Genomic DNA, 14,432 nt, shown 5'->3' with positions numbered 1-14,432 from the left:
CTGCAAACCGGCAATACCGTTCCGGTCTGTCTCAAGCCAATTGATGGACTTTATTGGCGCGCTCGGAGAGATTCGAACTCCCGACCCTCGGAATCGAAATCCGATGCTCTATCCAGCTGAGCTACGAGCGCGTTGCGGGTCGATTATCAGACTTGGGCGGTGAGGGCCAGCAGCCCCGCGCGGCCGCCAGACGGTGTCCGCGCGTCCGGCCGGCCGTTGCCGCAAGGCCCTCAGAAGCAGGGATGGCGGCGGTGATCCTGGCCGATATAGGCGGCCGAGCTCTGGTAGCACTTGTTGCGAGAGGGGCCGTCATAATAAGCGAAAGTGCCGGCGGCCGGGCCCGGGCCGTAATTGTGCAGATAGCTGATGTGGTAGGGCAGGCCCCAATGGGCGTGGTGGTGGTGATGCCGGTGGTGGCGCGGGTGGGCCGAGGCCGCCGGGGTGAGGGCCAGGACGGCCAGGGAAACAGTCACAGTGAGGGCGGCGAAAAGCTTGGTCTTGGTCATGGGCTGCCTCCGGGCATTCACGCTGGAATCGGCATTTCGGGCCGATCCGAAGCCCATTTAACCCGGAATCAGGCGAAAAGCTGCGGGAAATCAGTCACAGCGCGCCAAATTTTGCCTTTTTGCGGATGCTTAACGGATTGCCAACACAGTCCGGCCAGAGTCTTGCGGTCAGGTCCGCCCGGATCTGGCATTCCCTCGGTCTCGAACGTTCCATGCGCATCACGCTCCTTGCCGCCTTGCTGCTCCCGGTTCTGGCTGCGACGCCCGCGCGGGCCGTGCTGCACATCACGCGCGACCATGGCGGCTATGTCGAGGAGTACAAGGCCAAGTACAAGCAGATCCGCGACCGCCGCGAGCGCGTCGTCATCGACGGCATCTGCAACTCGGCCTGCACGCTGGTGTTCGGCATCGTGCCGCTGAACAAGATCTGCGTCACGCCGAAGGCCAGCATCGGCTTCCACCAGGCCTATTACGACAAGGCCTTCACCTTCGGCATCAAGGTCACCAGCCTCGAGGGCACCTCCGACCTGATGTCCTACTACCCCGACGCGGTGAAGAACTGGATCCGCCGCAATGGCGGGCTCACCACCGAGATGAAGAAGATCAAGAACGGGGTCGATCTCTGGAACATCGTCGATCCCTGTCCCGAAGAGTGGTAGGCGCGGGCGCGCTAGCTCTGACCGCAAAAGCGTTTGACGTAAAATCGGCATTGCTGCTTCAACTCGTCATGCCCGGCCTTGTGCCGGGCATCCACGTCTTTCCCTCCGGCGGAGCTGGAGACGTGGATGGCCGGGACAAGCCCGGCCATGACGAGAGCGGCTCAGGTCCTGGGCCTGACGTCGCCGTCCGACACCAGCGGTACTGACAGCCTCGACTTGCCGGGCTCAGCTTCGGCGATGCGGCCGTTCGCTCATGATCCGTTCATCGGCGTGATGGGATGGTGCTCCACCAGCGAGCCCGACCGCCGGAGCGGCTGGGCCTCGGCTCGCACGCACAGGAGGTTGTGATGGCAACCAGATCCAATCTTTCGAAGGCTGAACTCGCGCGCAGCGTTGCCGGCGCCGCGTCGGCGCTGGTGCTGAGCGGGCTTGTGTTGTTCGTGGCCGCCCATCATCTCAGCGGCGGGTAGGGGCACGCGCCTCAGCTGGCGCCGCATGGTCTCGTGTGACGATGAATTACGAGAGCCAAAACACCCCGATCAGCAGACCGGCCGCAAATGCCCAAAGCCCCAGTGTGCAGGCCGAGATGACCCGCACAAAATTCCGCAAGTCGACATCTTGCATTGAATCGCGGGATCGGTCGCTCAATTGCAGGCACCCCCCTGCGGTGGCCGCCTTGGCATGCCATCCTGGCATCTCCGCAGAATAGCCTGTTCCCGATCGATGCCCAAATGAAGGCAGGGAACGGTCACGCAGGATCACGCATTTGCGAGGCCCGCCGGCCCGGCCGGGCAGCTGGGATGCCTGTTCCTGGCCGTATCTCCAGGGAATTTGGGCCGTCTCGAGACGGTACCCGGGGGTAGGGAACGTCTCGCCGGCCGAGTCCTTCGGCCTGACGCCGGTGTTGCCCTTCGGCTGCGCGGCCTTTGCGGCCTCGGTCGAGGCCCAACCATTGTCCGCGATCAAGGCGCGCGCTAGAGGAGGGGCCCGGCAAGCGAGAGCCCGAGAGAACGTGTCGTTCAGGATATCTGCCACCACCCGCATCGTGATCGGATCGGCGCTTTTTGCCCTGGCGTCGAGCGCATTGCTTTATCTGTTGCCTCCGAGCCCGGTCGATCGAACGCTCCGCGGCACCTTCCGTTTTTTGCAGGGACACGCCTACCTGATCCCCGTCAAGTATTTCAGCGGCGAGCTCAACGCTGCGCGACTGTATGAAGACGATCGACCTCTCGGCCCGGCCAATAGCGACCAACGGGAAATCGAGTCCAAAGGCGCCGGCCGGTTCGAACTGCACCGGGACACAACAAATTGGTTCGGCCCGGTCCTGGTGTTCTCGACAAGCGACAATACCGACCCGAATAAGAATGGAAGAAAATATCGCCTCGAGTGATGACGGCGTTTTGAGGCTGCGCGAGGCTAGAGCATGATCCGGAAAAGTGCGAAGCGGCTTTCCCTCGCGACAAACGCGGAGCGTTTGCGTGGAGATCATGCTTAGACAAAGAACTATAGCGCGATGACGATTCGACCCAATCTCATCGCGCTTTAGGGAGCGATCCAAATGCCAAGCGCGATGATCGCGATGGAGATCGCGATCACCAGCATGTCCGTCGTGAGCCAGTCGGGCATTCCGGTTGATGGCTTGTCGCTCATGTCAGCGACTCCTCTGTTCGCGTCGAGCCCGCATCTTGGAATGCCTGCCTGCGAACGCAGGTGAAGCAGTTCACACAGAAAACGGGAAAGGTGACAACTCGAATTTTGATCACCCGCGCGCGTTGAAGTTGCGGCGCGCGATGCGGATGTCGTCTGGGTTTCTGAACATGTTCTGCAGGCAAGGTCGGCGAGAGCGAGTGAGATCAAGGATGCAGGTTGCCGAACCCGATGTTGCGCTCATGCAGGCCGGTGGCGAACTGTTGTTCGGCGCGACAAGGCGACCGACGGGCAACTCAGCAAAACCTGTCAAGCCTCGCGCGCGAAAATATTTCGCTTTATCAGAAATTCAACTCAGTGTATGGTTTGCCCGTCTCACCCGATCGAGGGGCGCTGCGCATCGTCACGGGTGTTGTGGTGAGATGCGGTGGACGCTGATCATGCAAGCGACGAACGCGTGTGACGCGGACGGTGAAGTCGTGTGGTCCTGACGCCCTAGCGGCCGGTGTCCCCCGCGAGATGCGAAGCATCTTCGCGAGGCGGTGACAAACAAGCCCAGTCTCGCCGGGGAGAGCACGAAGTAAGCCGTAACCCATCGCGCAGGGAAAGCCGGATTGCTCCGGTTACATCTGTGGTCCTACCCCCGAGCTTTCTACCTTTTGCTCGGGGCCCATGGGTGCGATCGGCACCCGGCTTTCCCTGCGCCCTCTGTTCAAGGAGAGGGCGGAACGAGAAGCAAAACTCGGACAAGTCATGTCGCGAGAATGCGAAGCTGTGTCCCCACCCTCACTGTCATCGCCCGGCTCGACCGGGCGATCCAGTACGCCGCGGCCTCCCGGTTCAAGCTCCGGCGTCTCTGAAATACTGGATCACCCGCATGCGCGGGTGATGACACCGTCTGCTTAAACGCGAACGCCAATGGCATCGGCGCATCGCCCCCTCCAAAAATTCGCGATTGCCGGCTGCCTTATCTTCAGGCAATGACTGTCGGCAATGAACAAGAGCTTCGAGGAAACTGCCGCTCGCCTGGCGCCGGCGATCTTTGTCGTGCTGTGGAGCACGGGATTCATTGGCACCAAATACGTCATCAACAATGCGGAGCCGCTGACCTATCTGGCGATCCGGATGGCGTTCGTTGTGGTGGTGATGGCTGTCATCGCCGCGGTCGCGCGGCCGAAATGGCCGGACCGGACGGGCGTCTTCCACAGCGCGGTGGCCGGCATTCTGGTGCACGGCTTCTATCTCGGCGGCACCGCGATTGCGATCGCGCATTCGATTCCCGCCGGGCTCTCGGCCTTGATCCCGGGGCTGCAGCCGATCCTGACCTCGACCATCGCCAACCGCTGGCTTGGCGAGCGCGTCACGCCGCTGCAATGGGGCGGGCTGGTGCTCGGCCTCGCCGGCGTCGTGCTGATCCTGCACAACCGGCCGATGACGGGCGAGGCGGGGTGGGGCTGGCTCGCCTCCGGCGTCTCGCTGATCTCGATCACGCTCGGCACGCTTTATCAGCGCCGCTACTGCAACCAGATCGACTGGCGCGCCGGCAATCTCGTGCAATACATCGCGGTGACGATCTTCTTCGGCATCGGCGCCTGGCTGTTCGAGACCAATGTCGTGCACTGGACCAGCGAGTTCGTGCTGGCGCTGGCCTGGCTGGTGTTCGCGCTGTCGATCGGCTCGATCGGGCTGTTGTACTGGCTGATCCGCCACCATGCCGCGACCTCGGTCGCGAGCCTGTTCTATCTGGTGCCGGCGGTGACCGCGCTGATGGCCTATGTGCTGTTCGGCGAGCGGCTCGATCCGGTATCGATCGCGGGCATGGCGGCCTGCGCCGCGGCGGTGCTGCTGGTCAACCGCCGCGCTTAATCCTTGCTACGGATTTTTGTTTTGACGGGTTTCCTTCACGCGAACCGGTATCCACTTCGCTCGAAAACGCTCTAATCCTTGCCGCGAATCTTCGCGTAGGCCGCAAGCGCACGTTCGCGGCCCTGCTTGTGATCGACGATCGGCCGCGGATAGCTCTTGCCGAGGTCGACGCGGGCGCCGGCGAGTTCGATCGGCGTCGCGGTCCAGGGCTGATGGATCAGCTTGTTGGGCAATTGCGCAAGCTCCGGGACCCAGCGCCGTACATAGGTGCCGTCGGGATCGAACTTCTCGCCCTGCAGGATCGGATTGAAGACGCGGAAATAGGGCGCGGCATCGGCGCCGGAGCCGGCGACCCATTGCCAGTTCGCCGGATTGGAGCCGGCATCGGCATCGACCAGCGTGTCCCAAAACCATTGTTCGCCGGCGCGCCAGTCGATCAAAAGGTGCTTCACCAGGAAGGAAGCGACCACCATCCGCACCCGGTTGTGCATCACGCCGGTGTGCCAGAGCTCGCGCATGCCGGCATCGACGATTGGATAGCCGGTGAGGCCGCGCTGCCAGGCCTTCAGCGCGCGGGCGTCGCGCTTCCACGGAAAGGCGTCGAACTGTTGCTGCAGATTCCGCTCGGCCAGGTCGGGGACGTCGAACAGCAGGTGACGGCAGAACTCGCGCCAGCCGAGTTCGCTGAGGAATTTGTCGATACCGCCGGCCAGACGTGGGTGCTTGGCGGCGGCGAAACGGGCGGCGTGCCAGAGCTGGCGCGGGCTGATCTCGCCGAAGCGCAGATGCGGCGACAGGCGCGAGGTGCCGTCGCGGTCGGGCCGGTCGCGGTCGTCGGTGTAGCCGCGGACGCGATCGTCGAGGAACGCCTTCAGCCGCGCCTGCGCCGCGGCTTCGCCGGGCGTCCAGTTCTCGCGCAGGCCGCCGGCCCAATCGGGCCTGACAGGCTCGAGGCCCCAGTCGTCGAGGGCTTCGCTGGCAATGCCGCCGATCGATGTGAGCTTCTTCGGCGCCGGCAACGGCTTTGGCGGATCGCCAAGCCCCTGCACACGACGCCAGAATGGCGTGAAGACGCGCAGCCCCCGGTTATCCTTGTTGCGGATGGCCTTGGGTTCAACGAGCAGGTCGCCAGGGAAATTCTGCGAGTCTCTTCCGTCACTTGCCAGCGCGGACTCAACGTCGGCGGTGACAGCTTGATGCGGCGCCTGCGCGACGTCATTCCAGAACACGGCGCTTGCATTGGTTTCGCGCGTCAGCGTGGCGATCACGGACGCTGCCGGTCCGGTGCGCAGCACCAGCGTTCCGCCGATCGCCTCGAGGCCCTTGCCGAGCGCGCGCAGCGATTGCGCCAACCACCAGCGCGTCGCGCCCCCGAGGGGGCGCGCGGCTGGAGGTTTCAAGGCAGCGCTTTGTTGGTCGCGGACATAGAGGCCAACCACGGGCACGCCGCGGCCGGCGGCTTCGTGCAGGGCCGGGTGATCCGACAGCCTCAGATCGTCGCGGAACCAGACGATAACAGGCTGCGCGCGGGCCACCCGGAGGATGCGTATCTGCCGTTACTTCGGCTGCGGCACGATGCGGATATAGGGCTTCGGCTCCTTCCAGCCCTGCGGATAGATCGTCTTGGCCTCGTCGTTGGTCACCGAGCCCGCGATGATCACGTCCTCGCCCTGCTTCCAATCGGCAGGCGTGGCGACCCGATGCTTGGCGGTGAGTTGCAGCGAGTCGATGACGCGCAGGATCTCCTGGAAGTTCCGGCCGGTGGTCATCGGATAGACCAGCACCAGCTTGATCTTCTTGTCGGGGCCGATGATGAAGACGTTGCGAACCGTCTGATTGTCCGCCGGCGTGCGGGTGAGGGGATCGCCGGACGTCGAAGCCGGCAGCATCTCGTAAAGCTTGGAGACGTTGAAGTCGGTGTCGGCGATCAGCGGATAGTTCGGGGCGGCGCCCTGCGTCTCCAGGATGTCCTCGGCCCATTTGGCGTGGCGATCCGCGGGATCGACCGACAGGCCGATCAGCTTAATGCCGCGCTTGTCAAATTCCGGTTTCAGCTTGGCCAGCGCGCCGAGTTCGGTCGTGCAGACCGGGGTGAAGTCCTTCGGATGGGAGAACAGCAGGGCCCAGCTGTTGCCGATCCAGTCATGGAACTTGATCTTGCCCTCGGTGGTCTGGGCCTCGAAGTCGGGAGCGGTCGCGCCAATCGGAAGTGTCATGATCTTACCTCATCTCATTGATGTTGCGGGATAATTCGTATCTGAGGTCGTCTGTTCCAGTATAGGACGGAACAAGGCTTAAGTGAACCGGTTCATGAAAAAGGTGAGATTGTTCTCATAGCGGGGGAATTCCAAGCAACTTGTTTTGATCGATATCCCTGCGGCGAAATATCAGATGCGGCACAAAAGCTTGGAAATGCCCAGATAAAGCCGCTTATCGCCGTCATCACGCCGGCCCCGGCTGCTATAGGACTGAACCGCGAAAGCTTCCAAAGCGACCAAATGGCAACCATCTAAAAATCTCGGAACGCAAGTTTCGAATCATTAACCACTCGTTTACGCCCGCATGGAAAAGCTGGCCTGAGATAGGAATTGAAAGCTCCCACAATGTCTGCCCCAAGTACCAAGACCGCTGAGGCTCTCAGCGGTGCGTTGCATCCATCCTGCCGCAAGACCGCTGCCCATGCGCTGACCATCGTGCGCGACGGCGTGATCACCGGCGAAGGCCCGACCACCAAGGGCCGTATCCATTTCTCCCGCTCACTCGACGCCGATGACGCAGCCTGGTGCGCGCGCATCCTGACGGCGGCCGCGGTCGAGCATCAGCCGGTCAGCCGGGCCGAGATCGAGGCGCTGTTTTCGATCAACGAGGCCGCCGCCGAGCGCAGCGATGACGGCAGGTTCGACGATCTGCTCGCCAAGGCGATCGCCCATCATGCCGCCTCGGAGTCCGGCCTGCCGGTGCCGCCCCGCACGGTCGCGCTGTCGCCCGACACCGAGATCGATCGCTGGGCGCCGACCCAAGGCGCCAAGATCGACACCAAGGTATTGGAATGGATCGCGGGCCAGATGCGTGGCCAGCGCCGCACCGGCCGTGCGCTGGCGGCGATGGTGGCGACGCTGGTCGGCGCCGCCGCGCTGCCGCTCGCAGCCCAGCTGCCCAACGTGTTCGACATCGGGATGATGTAGGCCATCATCCCGAGTGACTGATCTTGACGAGAGCGGCGGGGATTACTTCCCCGCCGTTTTCTGTTTGCCGCCGGTCTCCTCGAGCCCGAGCGTCCGCCCCGGGAACCCGGCGACGTCGAAATAGCGGGTCGAGAGCACGCGCTGGAATTTCAGCACGGTACGCAGGCCGTTGGCCGAAGGCTTCTTCGACATCAGGGTGCCCTCGGCCATCTTAGGCACGATGCCGTTCGGCAGCGCTTCCGACATCACCCGGCCGATCAGCCCGCCATTGTTCGGCGCGCGCAGGCCGAGCAGCTGCGCCGCGGTCATGCCGACATCGGCATTGCTGACCGGCAGCGGATCGACATAGCCCGCCTTGAAGTCGGGGCCGATCGCGGCGGTGAAGTTGAAGGTGTCGCCGCGGCTGAAGCTGCCATGCATGCCCTGGCCCTGGCGCAGCACGGTGTCGGCGATCTGCACCGAGCAATTGGTCGGGATCGCGCAGCCGCTCGACCAGGAGCGGAAGTTGACCACGATCGACGGGTTCGGCGTCACCGCCTTGCCCTTCAGATTGAGGTTCGACATCGGCAGCGTGCCCGGGAAGTTGCCGAGCTTGTCGTCGACAAACAGGCCGCTGACATAGTCCTGCTCGAGCAGCGCCTTGATGACGCGGTCGGCGAGCTTCTTGTCGCGGTTCGGCAGATAGATCAGGTCCGAGCCGCCATTGGTCGCGATCACGACATCGGGCTTGGCCGGGTCCTGGCCGAGCACGCCGTTGCCGGCCTTCGGATGGGCATTGTCGGCGACCTTGGCGTTCTTGTCGTTGGGGTCGAACAGCGGCAGGTTCAGCGCCTTGGCGAGATCGATCGCCAAAAAGCCCATCGGCAGGAAATCCTTCGGCGTGTCGTCAAAGGCGATCTTGGCCGAGGGGCTGGTCTTGCTCTCCTTCGAGATCGTCGAGAAGCCGTGGTCGGAGGAGACCATGATGTTGGTGTTGGCGGAAAGCCCGAGCTCGTCGAGCGCCTTGCGGAGCTGGGCGAGGTTGTTGTCGGCATTCTTGATGCCGGCCATCGAGGTCGGGCCATTGATGCCGGGGGTGATGGTGTTGAGGCTGTCGCCGGTGTTGTGCTGGCTGCCGTCCGGATCGCGCGACCAGAACACCAGCACGAACGGCTTGTTGCGCGCCTTGAACATCGGCAGCACGACCTTGGTCGCGACATCGGCCATGTAGGCCTGCTGGGCGACGTTGGCGACCGTCGTGCCTGGCGTCTTGGCGTCGCCCGCCTTGGCGTTATCGCCGCGGCTCGGGGTGGCGAGCGGCAGGCCGGCCTTGGTCAGTGCCTCCTTCACCTCGTCGGAGAGCGGCACGCCGGTCTTGCCGCCGGTGGAATCGTCGACCACGATCGTGTTCTTGCCGCGATCGGTGTGGTCGAACAGCAGGGTCGGGCCGACCTTGCCGATGGCGGCGGTGCTGAAGCCCTGGCCGCGGGCCATCTTCAACAGCGTCTCCTCGTTGAGGTAGTCGCCATTGAAGTGATCGTCGACATCGGCGAGCACGGCGTCGTTCTCGATGAACGGCACCACGGTGTCGCCGGCCGGCACCGAGGTGTAGCCGGTATAGATCGTGTTGGAGAAGGTGCCGGTGTCGCCGAGATAATGCCCGGTCGAGAGCGCCGAGCTGTTCGCCATCGTGAAGGTCGGAAACAGCGAATGCGAGTTCTTGAAGTTGACGCCCTTGTCGCGGATCTCGGCCATCGTCGGTGCCGTCTCCGGCGTCACGATGCCGCCGCGCAGGCCGTCCGGAACGAACAGGATGAGGTTGCGGGGCTTGGCGTTCTGCGCCGAGGCGGCGCCCGCTGAAAGCGCGATCATGCTCGCGGACAGTAACGTAATGGCTCGACGCATTCTTTATTCCCCCAAATGAAGCCCCGCGGCAGCCCGCCGCCGCCTTCGTTTAGTTTTGCCATATGACAGAGATGTTACAGCGCTTGTTCAGCGCTGCAACTGGCGGATTTTTCCTGGCGACGGCCGGTCAACACACCGTCATTCCGCGGGCTGAATCGCGGCTCGCTCATTGTGCGCAGCACTGCCGGCATGTCCGTACCGTGCATAGAGCGCAGGCAGCACGGCAAGCGTCAACAGGGTTGCGCTGATCAGCCCGCCGATCACGACGGTGGCGAGCGGCTTCTGCACCTCGGCGCCGGTTCCGGTGGCGAAGGCCATCGGCACGAAGCCGAGCGAGGCCACCAGCGCGGTCATCACGACGGGCCGGAAGCGGGTGAGGGCGCCTTGCTCGATGGCCTCCCGCAACGGCACGCCGCGCTCGCGCAACTGCCTGACGAAGCTCAGCATCACCAGCCCGTTCAGCACCGCAACGCCTGAGAGCGCGATGAAGCCGACCGCCGCCGAGATCGAGAACGGCATGTCGCGGAGCCACAGCGCCGCGATGCCGCCGGTCAGCGCCAGCGGCACCGCGCTGAACACCAAGAGCGCATCGCGCGCCGAGCCCATCGCGGCCAGCAGCAACAGGAAGATCATCGCAAAGCAGGCCGGCACCACGACGGCAAGGCGCTGGCGCGCTGCCGCGAGATTTTCCGACTGGCCGCCCCAGGTCATCCAGTACCCCGGCGGCAGCTTCACCGATTGCGCGACACTGGCCTGGGCTTCCTCGACCACCGAGCCGAGATCGCGGCCGCGGACATTGGCCGTCACCACGATGCGGCGCTTGCCGTTTTCGCGGCTGATCTGGTTCGGCCCTTCGGTGAAGGAGAACTGCGCGACGCGGTTGAGCGGCAGGCTCTGCACAGGTGAGTTCGGCGTTGCCTTTGGCAACGCGACCGGCAAATTGCTCAATGCTTCCAGATCGGAGCGCACGCTCTCCGGCAATCGCACCACGATGTCGAAGCTGCGATCGCCCTCGTACACGACGCCGGCATCCTGGCCGCCGACCGCGGCACCGATCACGTCGTGCACAGCGGAGACGCTCAAACCGCGCCGGGCGATCGCCGCCTTGTCGACCTTGATCTCGAGGATGGGGAGGCCGCTCGTCTGCTCGACCTTGACGTCGGTCGCGCCGCGCACGCTCCGTAGCGCCGCCGCAACCTGGTTGGCGGCCTTCTGCATCGGCTCGAACTCGTCGCCGAACACCTTGACTGCGATATCGCCGCGCACGCCGGCGAGCAGCTCGTTGAAGCGCATCTGGATCGGCTGAGTGAACTCATAGACGTTCCCCGGCAGCCGGCCGACCGCCTTCGAGATGTCCCCGATCAATTGCTCCTTGGTCAACGATGGATCCGGCCACTCTGCGCGCGGCTTCAGGATGATGAAAGTGTCGGATGCGTTTGGCGGCATCGGATCGCTCGCCACCTCGGCGGTGCCGGTCTTGGAGAAGACGAACGACACCTGCGGAAAGCGGCTGACGGCCTTCTCGACCGAGAGCTGCATCGACTGCGACTGCGACAGCGCCGTGCTCGGAATTCTGAGCGCGTGCATGGCAATATTCTTCTCGTCGAGCGAGGGGATGAACTCCTGGCCGAGGCGGAAGAACCCGAACAGGGCGGCCGCGAACAGCACGACCGCTACCGCGATGATGGGGACCGGCGTTGCGATCGCTCGGTGCAACAACGGGCTGTACCAGCGCTTCAGTGCCGCAACGAGCCAGTTTTCCTTCTCCTGCACGCGGCCGGTGATGCCGATCGCGATCAGCGCGGGAACCAGCGTCAGCGACAGCACGAAGGCCGCGGCAAGTGCGAGGATCACGGTCAGCGCCATCGGCTCGAACATCTTGCCTTCGACGCCGGTGAAGGTGAGCAGCGGGACATAGACCAGCAGGATGATGGCCTGGCCGTAGAGGCTCGGCTGGACCATTTCGACCGCGGAGGCGTGCACCGTCGCCAGCCGCTCGTCGCGCGTCAGCACGCGGCCGAGCGCGTGCTGCTTCTCGGCGAGGTGACGCAGGCTGTTCTCGGTGATGATGACGGCACCGTCGACGATCAGGCCGAAATCGAGTGCACCGAGGCTCATCAGATTGGCGCTGATGCGCCCCTGCCACATGCCGATGGCCGTCATCAGCATCGCGATCGGGATCACCAGCGCGGTGATCAGCGCCGCCCGGAAATTGCCGAGCAGCATGAACAACACCGCGATCACGAGCAGCGCGCCTTCGGAGAGGTTGCGTGCCACGGTGCCGATGGTCGCATCGACCAGCTGGGTGCGATCGAGTACCGTCTTGACCTCGATACCCGCCGGCAAGGATGGGGTGATTGTGCGCAGTTTGGCGTCGACCGCGGCCGATACGGTGCGGCTGTTGGCGCCGATCAGCATCAGCGCGGTGCCGACCACGACCTCGCGGCCGTTCTCGCTGGCGCTGCCGGTGCGCGTCTCGCCGCCGATCGAAAGCGTCGCGAGGTCGCGGATCCGGACCGGGACGCCGCCGCGGGTGGTGACGACGACGGCGCCGAGTTCCTCGATGGCTTCGAGCCGCCCGCCGGACCGCACCACGATGCCTTCACCATTGCGCTCGATATAGCGCGCGCCGCGGCTGACATTGTTGCTCTCGATCGCCTTGGCGACGTCGGCAAAGGTGAGGCCGAGCGCGATCAGCTTCGCCGCATCGGGATGGACCTGGTACTGCTTGAGGTACCCGCCGATCGAATCCACGCCGGCGACACCCGGCACCATCTTGATCTGCGGCTTGATGATCCAGTCCTGCACCGTGCGCAGATAGGCGTCCTTCTCGACCTCGCTTTGCAGCATCTGGCCATCGGCCGTGAGGAAGCGGCCGTCGCTTTGCAGGCCCGGCGCGCCGTCGGTCTGCACAGGTTGTCCGGAGAAATGCACGGTCCACATGTAGATTTCGCCAAGGCCGGTCGAGGTCGGGCCGATCCTGGGCTCAATGCCTTGCGGCAGGCGCGCGCGGACTTCGGTCAGGCGTTCGCCGACCTGCTGGCGGGCGAAATAGATGTCGGTGGCTTCGCTGAACACTGCCGTGATCTGCGAGAAGCCGTTGCGGGAGAGCGAGCGCGTGCTCTCGAGTCCCGGCGCGCCCGCCAATGCGGTCTCGATCGGGAAGGTGATCTGCTTCTCGATTTCCGCCGGCGACAGCGCTGGTGCGACGGTGTTGATCTGGACCTGCTTGTTGGTGATGTCGGGCACCGCGTCGATCGGCAATTTGGTCAACGCGAGACCGCCGAGGAACATCAGGACCGCGGTGAGCGTGACGACGACCCAGCGCCGCTGGATCGCAAGGCCGATGATGCGCTCAATCATTGCCGTGCTCCGCCTCGTCCTTCTCGATTTCGGCCTTCAGCGTGAAGGTGTTCTGCACGGCGATGGTTTCGCCCGCAGCGAGGCCGGCGACGATCTCGATATCGTCGTCGTCTTCACGGCCGGTCCGCACGGACCTCGCCTCGAAGCCGTCGGCATCGCGCACGAACACGGTCGGCGTCCCCTTGATGGTCTGGATCGCCTTCTTCGGGACGATCACGGTTGATGGCGCGCCCGACAGCGGGACCTCCGCGGTGACGAACGTGCCTGGTTTCCAGCGGTGATCCCTGTTGGGCATGGTCGCGATCACGCGGGCGTTGCGGGTCTCGCGGTCGAGCAGGGGGCTGACGAAGATCACGCCGGCGCTGGCTTCATCCTCGGTGCCGATGGCGCGGATCTTCACCGAGACGCCTTCGCGGACTGCGTTGATGTCTTCGGGCGAAACCGCCAGATCGACCCAGATGTCGTCGAGATTGACGATGACGTAGAGCTCGCTTTCCTGCCCCTCGCGCCCGATCAGTCCGCCGAGGTCGACGCGCCGTTCGGAGACGCGGCCACTGATCGGCGCGCGCAGGAACTGGGTCCGCAGGCTCTCCGGGGGCTGGTTGGGCAGGTCGGCGATCTCGCTTTCCGACAGACCCAGCGCAAGCAGCTTCTGGCGCGCGCCGTCGAGCTTGATCTGGGCGTCGTTTGCGGTCAGCCGTGTGCGCAGGAACTCGTTCTCCGACACGATACGGGTCTCGACCAGCGTCTTCTGCCTCGCATAGAGGGTCTGCTGCAGATCGTTGGTGAGCCGCGCGGCGAGGTATTCGCTCTTGGCGTCGGCCACCTCGCGACTTTCGATCGCGGCGACGATCTCGCCCTTCTCGACGACGTCGCCGAGACGCTTGCGCAATTCGGTGACCGTCGCGAGCACACGCACCGAGACGCGGCCGATATGGTCGGCATCGGGGATCAGCGATCCCGGCGCGAGGAAATGCCGCTTCAGCATGCCGCCACCGGCTTGCGCGAAGGTGATGCCGGCGTCGCGAATCTGGTCTTCGCTCAGCTCGATATGTCCGGGAGCCTCATGGCTCGCCTCGGTCTTCGTGTGTGTCGCCGCAGTCTGCCGCGTCGTCGCCGGGAACTTGACCGGCCAGCCGATCCATCCGGCCGCCACAACGACCAGTGCGATGCCGGCGGCGACGCCAGCGAAAAATACAACAACCCGTTTCATATGCGCCTCTCCGCAGCGCATGCCGGTGGCCCTGCGCTGTCGCGACATCGATTTGTGCGGAAGCGTGCCCGCTGCCTGATGGCGGCGGCGCACGGCCGGTCATGTCGAC

The 14,432-nt window shown here is 64.4% G+C and carries 11 protein-coding genes and 1 tRNA gene; 5 read left to right on the top strand and 7 right to left on the bottom strand.

All coding sequences use genetic code 11. The features are described 5' to 3' along the window. Positions 1–54 precede the first annotated feature (54 nt). Together WDM24_RS24390 and WDM24_RS24385 are read right to left on the bottom strand one after the other, a co-directional pair. Positions 55–131: transfer RNA gene (locus WDM24_RS24390), tRNA-Arg, on the bottom strand. Positions 132–230: 99 nt separating this feature from the next. Continuing rightward, positions 231–506 carry a hypothetical protein gene (locus WDM24_RS24385; protein WP_166297057.1) on the bottom strand — a complete coding sequence of 92 codons (276 nt, stop codon included), beginning with the start codon at positions 504–506 and terminating at the stop codon, positions 231–233. Between the two features lie 212 nt (positions 507–718). Between WDM24_RS24385 and WDM24_RS24380 the strand changes: the two genes are divergently transcribed. The 4 genes from WDM24_RS24380 to WDM24_RS24365 all read left to right on the top strand — a co-directional run bounded on the left by WDM24_RS24380 (position 719) and on the right by WDM24_RS24365 (position 4,678). After that, entirely contained in the window at positions 719–1,165 is a 447-nt protein-coding gene (locus WDM24_RS24380; protein WP_338827325.1) for a hypothetical protein, read from the top strand. Between the two features lie 347 nt (positions 1,166–1,512). Continuing rightward, positions 1,513–1,635: a hypothetical protein gene (locus WDM24_RS24375; RefSeq protein WP_256375172.1), complete on the top strand. Its 123-nt coding sequence runs from the start codon at positions 1,513–1,515 to the stop codon at positions 1,633–1,635. Between the two features lie 542 nt (positions 1,636–2,177). Continuing rightward, positions 2,178–2,555, top strand: a complete 378-nt coding sequence (locus WDM24_RS24370; protein ID WP_338689615.1) for a hypothetical protein — start codon at positions 2,178–2,180, stop codon at positions 2,553–2,555. A gap of 1,250 nt (positions 2,556–3,805) precedes the next feature. Beyond that, positions 3,806–4,678, top strand: coding sequence for a DMT family transporter (locus WDM24_RS24365; protein ID WP_338827324.1), 873 nt, complete (start codon positions 3,806–3,808; stop codon positions 4,676–4,678). A 71-nt stretch (positions 4,679–4,749) separates the two neighbouring features. On the opposite strand, the gene WDM24_RS24360 is transcribed toward WDM24_RS24365, so the two are convergent. Together WDM24_RS24360 and WDM24_RS24355 are read right to left on the bottom strand one after the other, a co-directional pair. Then, complete coding sequence (locus tag WDM24_RS24360; protein ID WP_338827323.1) at positions 4,750–6,213, bottom strand: deoxyribodipyrimidine photo-lyase; 1,464 nt, start codon at positions 6,211–6,213, stop codon at positions 4,750–4,752. 21 nt (positions 6,214–6,234) lie between these two features. Continuing rightward, complete coding sequence (locus WDM24_RS24355; RefSeq protein WP_338689569.1) at positions 6,235–6,894, bottom strand: peroxiredoxin; 660 nt, start codon at positions 6,892–6,894, stop codon at positions 6,235–6,237. A gap of 387 nt (positions 6,895–7,281) precedes the next feature. Here WDM24_RS24355 and WDM24_RS24350 point away from each other — a divergent pair, with 387 nt between their 5' ends. Then, positions 7,282–7,863: a hypothetical protein gene (locus WDM24_RS24350; RefSeq protein WP_338689567.1), complete on the top strand. Its 582-nt coding sequence runs from the start codon at positions 7,282–7,284 to the stop codon at positions 7,861–7,863. Between the two features lie 42 nt (positions 7,864–7,905). Here the strand turns inward: WDM24_RS24350 and WDM24_RS24345 are convergent, their stop codons facing one another. The 3 genes from WDM24_RS24345 to WDM24_RS24335 form a co-directional block, all read right to left on the bottom strand. After that, the gene (locus WDM24_RS24345; protein ID WP_338689565.1) at positions 7,906–9,747 is read right to left on the bottom strand and encodes a nucleotide pyrophosphatase/phosphodiesterase family protein; all 1,842 of its coding nucleotides are present in this window, start codon (positions 9,745–9,747) and stop codon (positions 7,906–7,908) included. Positions 9,748–9,885: 138 nt separating this feature from the next. Next, entirely contained in the window at positions 9,886–13,110 is a 3,225-nt protein-coding gene (locus tag WDM24_RS24340; protein WP_338827322.1) for a CusA/CzcA family heavy metal efflux RND transporter, read from the bottom strand. After that, positions 13,103–14,323, bottom strand: a complete 1,221-nt coding sequence (locus tag WDM24_RS24335) for an efflux RND transporter periplasmic adaptor subunit (RefSeq protein ID WP_338827321.1) — start codon at positions 14,321–14,323, stop codon at positions 13,103–13,105. The genes WDM24_RS24340 and WDM24_RS24335 overlap by 8 nt, the downstream gene beginning before the upstream one ends. Positions 14,324–14,432 lie beyond the last annotated feature (109 nt).

It is taken from the genome of Bradyrhizobium sp. 27S5 (assembly GCF_037217225.1).
GTDB lineage: Bacteria > Pseudomonadota > Alphaproteobacteria > Rhizobiales > Xanthobacteraceae > Bradyrhizobium > Bradyrhizobium septentrionale.
The sequence above is the reverse complement of the archived record's forward strand: the minus strand, read 5'-3'. Positions and strand labels throughout refer to the sequence as shown.

Coding starts and splice junctions, on each gene's coding strand:
- WDM24_RS24385 (WP_166297057.1), bottom strand. CDS start 506: ATGACCAAGACCAAGCTTTTCGCCGCCCTCACTGTGACTGTTTCCCTG.
- WDM24_RS24380 (WP_338827325.1), top strand. CDS start 719: ATGCGCATCACGCTCCTTGCCGCCTTGCTGCTCCCGGTTCTGGCTGCG.
- WDM24_RS24375 (WP_256375172.1), top strand. CDS start 1,513: ATGGCAACCAGATCCAATCTTTCGAAGGCTGAACTCGCGCGCAGCGTT.
- WDM24_RS24365 (WP_338827324.1), top strand. CDS start 3,806: ATGAACAAGAGCTTCGAGGAAACTGCCGCTCGCCTGGCGCCGGCGATC.
- WDM24_RS24355 (WP_338689569.1), bottom strand. CDS start 6,894: ATGACACTTCCGATTGGCGCGACCGCTCCCGACTTCGAGGCCCAGACC.
- WDM24_RS24350 (WP_338689567.1), top strand. CDS start 7,282: ATGTCTGCCCCAAGTACCAAGACCGCTGAGGCTCTCAGCGGTGCGTTG.
- WDM24_RS24345 (WP_338689565.1), bottom strand. CDS start 9,747: ATGCGTCGAGCCATTACGTTACTGTCCGCGAGCATGATCGCGCTTTCA.
- WDM24_RS24340 (WP_338827322.1), bottom strand. CDS start 13,110: ATGATTGAGCGCATCATCGGCCTTGCGATCCAGCGGCGCTGGGTCGTC.
- WDM24_RS24335 (WP_338827321.1), bottom strand. CDS start 14,323: ATGAAACGGGTTGTTGTATTTTTCGCTGGCGTCGCCGCCGGCATCGCA.